The sequence below is a fragment of the Paenibacillus sp. P3E genome (assembly GCF_001909045.1).
Taxonomy (GTDB): Bacteria; Bacillota; Bacilli; order Paenibacillales; family Paenibacillaceae; genus Paenibacillus_AQ; species Paenibacillus_AQ helianthi.
In genome coordinates this window covers 1-667 of sequence record NZ_LVWH01000154.1, presented here as the reverse complement: position 1 = coordinate 667, position 667 = coordinate 1, and the positions used below count along the sequence as shown (strand labels likewise).

Below are 667 nucleotides of genomic sequence, written 5' to 3'. Positions count from 1 at the left end.
ACCTTGATCCTTGAAAACTGGATACCGAAACGAAAATGCGTTTTAGAACATCTTTTAGCTGAAACTTGTGTAAACAAGTTGAAATAGTTATTAGTATGCTGGAAGCGAAGGTTTTCGATTGTGAAGCGACCTTTGGCTTTAAACAGACTAGCGAACGGATTCATCCGGGAGCGCTGTTTAAAACAAGATGAGCGAACAAGCGAAACACCGGAGCGATGGTTAAGCTAATAAGAGCACACGGAGGATGCCTAGGCGCCAGGAGCCGACGAAGGACGTGGCGAACAACGAAACTGCCTCGGGGAGCTGTAAGCAAGCTTTGATCCGGGGGTGTCCGAATGGGGAAACCCAGCTGTGGTAATTCGCAGTTACTCATACCTGAATACATAGGGTATGTAGAGGCAGACCAGGGGAACTGAAACATCTAAGTACCCTGAGGAAGAGAAAACAATAGTGATTCCGTCAGTAGCGGCGAGCGAACGCGGAACAGCCTAAACCAAGGGGCTTGCCCCTTGGGGTTGTGGGACGTCTCACATGGAGTTACAAAGGAATATGGTAGGTGAAGAGGTCTGGAAAGGCCCGCGATAGAGGTAAAAGCCCTGTAACCTAAACTGTGTTCTCTCCGAGACGGATCCCGAGTAGTGCGGGGCACGTGAAACCCCGTATGAAT

Annotated in this window: 1 rRNA gene; it reads left to right on the top strand. The window is 49.3% G+C overall.

Annotated elements, in window-relative coordinates:
* Positions 1-217 precede the first annotated feature (217 nt).
* A 23S ribosomal RNA gene (locus A3842_RS13000) occupies positions 218-667 on the top strand; the annotation flags it as partial.